This window comes from Microcoleus sp. A2-C3 (genome assembly GCF_036706065.1).
In the GTDB taxonomy this organism is placed as follows: domain Bacteria; phylum Cyanobacteriota; class Cyanobacteriia; order Cyanobacteriales; family Microcoleaceae; genus Microcoleus.
Map to the genome: position 1 here is coordinate 9649 of NZ_JAUBVX010000090.1, position 4011 is coordinate 13659.

Annotated in this window: 1 protein-coding gene; it reads left to right on the top strand. The window is 46.5% G+C overall.

Annotation, left to right across the window (positions count from 1 at the left end):
* The first annotated feature begins 154 nt into the window (after positions 1 to 154).
* On the top strand, positions 155 to 3955 hold the full coding sequence (locus QUB66_RS28660; protein WP_332971303.1) for a CHAT domain-containing tetratricopeptide repeat protein: 3801 nt from the start codon (positions 155 to 157) through the stop codon (positions 3953 to 3955).
* Positions 3956 to 4011 lie beyond the last annotated feature (56 nt).

A 4011-nucleotide genomic window follows, 5' to 3' on the forward strand; every position in this document is an offset into this window, starting at 1 on the left:
CTCTGGTACTTAACCGAAAATTGTCGCAGAAACCCGGTTTCTCGCCACGCAGCTAATCCCAGATGACAAACGCCCAAACAGATGAGTTCAATCTATAATAAATCTATCGCAATTTAATTCTGCCTTCACCCTTCAACCTTCCCCTAACTCCCCCATGAACCCCGAACAATCAGCCTATCTCAACCTGATTCATGAACTTTTCACCTGTCCCAGCGGCGAAGAAGCCGAGATATTGAAAAACCACCCGGATTTGCTGGATGATGGCTTGGTGGCGGCAATGCTAGAAGAGGCCGATCGTCTCAGAGAACAAGGTAAGTTAAATAAGGCTAATTGGTTGAAAAATTTTGCAGGGCTACTGGGTAAGGTGGAGGGCGACTTCCTAGCGGTAATTCCACAGAAAGCAGAAGCAGAGAGACTGTTCGATCGAGGGAAGCAGCAGCATCGGGTCAGTCAATTTCGAGAAGCTTTGCAGTCTTGGGAACAAGCATTAACTATCTATGGGGAAATCGGAGATCGTCAAGGAGAAGCTGATTCCCTCGGCAATTTGGGCTTAGCTTACCAATCCCTAGGAGAATTCCGGCAGGCGATCGACTTTCACCAACAGTCAAGAGAGATTTCACGGGAAATAGGACACTGCCAAGGAATAGCAGTTTCCCTCGGCAATTTGGGCTCAGCTTACCAATCTTTAGGGGAATTCCAGCGGGCGATCGATTTTCACCAACAGGAATTAGTAATTTCACGGAATATCAAAAATCGCCAAGGAATAGCTAATGCCCTCGGCGGTTTGGGCGTAGCTTACCAATCCCTAGGGGAATTCCAGCGGGCGATCGACTTTCACCAACAGGAATTAGTAATTTCATGGGAAATCGTATCTGGCCAAGGAATAGCTAATGCCCTCGGCGGTTTGGGCGTAGCTTACCAATCCCTAGGGGAATTCCAGCGGGCGATCGACTTTCACCAACAGGAATTAGTGATTCAACGGAAAATCGGCAATCGCCAAGGGGAAGCTAATTCCCTCCGCAATTGCGGCTCGGCTTACAAATCTTTAGGGGAATTTCAGCAGGCGCTCAATTTTTATCAACAGTCTTTAGAGATTGAACGGGAAATTGGATATTGGCAAGGAGAAGCTGCTACTCTCGGTAGTTTGGGCAATGTTTACCAATCCCTAGGGGACTTCCAACGAGCTATCGACTTTCACGAACAGTCTTTAAAGATTAAACGGGAAATCGGATATCGGGAAGGGATAGCCAATTCCCTCGGCAATTTGGGCTCAGCTTACGAATCCCTAGGGGAATTCCAGCGGGCTATCGACTTTCACGAACAGTCTTTAAAGATTAAACGAGAAATCGGATATCGGCAAGGGATAGCTATTTCCCTCGGCAATTTGGGCTCAGCTTACGAATCCCTAGGGGAATTCCAGCGGGCGATCGATTTTCACCAACAGTCAAGAGAGATTTCACGGGAAATCGGATATCGGCAAGGGATAGCTATTTCCCTCGGCAGTTTGGGCTCAGCTTACGAATCCCTAGGGGAATTCCAGCGGGCGATCGACTTTCACCAACAGGAATTAGAAATTTCACGGGAAATCGGATCTCGCCAAGGAATAGCTGCTTCCCTCGGCAGTTTGGGCTCAGCTTACGAATCCCTAGGGGAATTCCAGCGGGCGATCGACTTTCACCAACAGTCTTTAGAAATTTCACGGGAAATCGGATCTCGCCAAGGAATAGCTACTTCCCTCGGAAATTTGGGTTTAGCTTACGATTCCCTAGGGGAAGTCCAGCGGGCGATCGACTTTCACCAACAGTCTTTAAAGATTAAACTGGAAATCGGATATCGCCAAGGAATAGCTACTTCCCTCGGAAATTTGGGTTTAGCTTACGATTCCCTAGGGGACTTTAAGCGGGCGATCGATTTTCACGAAGAATCATTAGAGATTTCATGGGAAATCGGAGATCGGAAAGGAATAGCTGCTTCCCTCAACAATTTGGGCAATACTTACGAATCTCTAGGGGAATTCCAACGGGCGATTGACTTCTACCAACAGTCTTTAAAGATTAAACAGGAAATTGGACACCGCAAAGGAGTAGCTAATTCCCTCGGCAATTTGGGTGTAACTTACCATGCGCTAGGCGACTTCAAGCAGGCGATAGACTTTCAGATACAATCTTTAAAGATTAAATGCGAAATCGGAGATCGGCAAGGAATAGCTACTTCCCTTGGCAATTTGGGCAATGCTTGCCAATCCCTAGGATACTTCCAGGAGGCGATTGACTTTCACCGACAGCAATTGGTGATTGTACGAGAAATTGGACACCGCGAAGAAATAGCTAATTCCCTCGGCAGTTTGGGCCGTGCTTACGATTCTCTAGGGCAGTACAATCTGGCGATCGAATTTTACCAAGAGTCTTTAGATATTTCACGGGAAATCGGAGATCGCGAGGGAGAGTCGGGATCTCTCTACAATTTAGGCATAACTTTATTCAAAATAAACCAATTGCCACAAGCCGAAGCAAAACTCCGCTCCTCGATCGTAATTCATGAAACTCTGCGTTCTGAATTAGTCAAAGATTACCATAAAATATCAATTTTTGAAAGGCAAGTATCTACCTACCGCCTGCTACAAAAAGTCCTAGTTGCCCAAGCTAAATGTGACGAAGCCCTTGAAATATCTGAAATGGGCCGCACCCGCGCCTTCGCAGAATTATTGCAACAAAACCTCTTAACAACCGACTTAGCAACCAACGAAATCACAAATACATTATCAATTCCCAGAATCAAACAAATAGCCCAACAAAAAAACTCCACAATCGTTGAATATTCGATTATTGATTCAGACAACCTTTACATCTGGGTAATCCAACCAAACGGCAACATCACCCATCGCGCCGCCAACCTCGAACCCCTCCAGCAACAAAACCAAACCCTCAAACAAATCATCCTCAAAGCCCGCGTCTCCATCGGAGTCGATGAAATCGATGAGAAAAAACAAAAAATTAAGATAGAATCCGAATACGATCGAGACGAAACAGGCGGCTATCCCCTACTAAAAATACTTTATCAAATCCTGATCCAACCCATAGCAGATTTGCTACCACCTGACCACAACTCCCCCATCACCTTTATCCCCCACTACGAACTATTTTTAGTTCCCTTCACCGCCCTGCAATCCGCCAATAACCGCTACTTAATTGAAGACCATACCATCCTCACCGCCCCATCCATCCAAGTATTAGAACAAACCAGCCAACACCAACAAAACATCAAAGGATTGAGACAAGCAGCCCTGATAGTCGGCGATCCAACTATTGCAGCAAAATTCCAAGAAAACCCCTACAAACTCCGACAACTATCGAGGGCAAAAGAAGCAGCCGAAGCCATAGCCGCGATTTTAGGAACCGCAGCAATTAGCGGAGAAAATGCCACCAAAGCCCTGATTTTAGACCAGATGCTAAACACGCGCATCGTCCATTTATCCGCCCACGGACTCCTCGACGATTTCCAAGGTTCCGGCATTCCCGGCGCAATAATTTTAGCACCATCAGGAGACACCGACGACGGCGCAATTAATGCCGTAGAAATCCTGCAATTAAAACTCAATTCCGAACTGGTAGTATTAAGCGCTTGCAGCACTGGCCGCGGTACAATCACCGGAGATGGAGTCAACGGACTATCTCGCTGTTTCATCCTCGCGGGAGTACCGAGTATCATCGTCTCGCTGTGGAATATGGGAGTAATTTCAGCCAAGTTGCTGATGACTGAATTTTACCAAAACTTAGCGCGAGGCGATAACAAAGCGGTAGCTTTACGGTGTGCTATGCTAACAACAAAGGAGCGATTTCCGAGTCCCATCGCCTGGGCTGCATTCACCTTAATCGGCGAAACCGAAAGTTTACCATTAGAAACTCAACAAATAGATTTAAGGAGGCTAAAAATGTCCAGGGCTATTTCATTCTAAACAGATCTTTGAGTATGCTACAACTAAAGCCAGCGAGACGTTGAGCTTGAGCCATG

What these genes read in the sequence shown, in the direction of transcription:
- QUB66_RS28660 (WP_332971303.1), top strand. Translation starts at nt 155, where the DNA reads ATGAACCCCGAACAATCAGCCTATCTCAACCTGATTCATGAACTTTTC.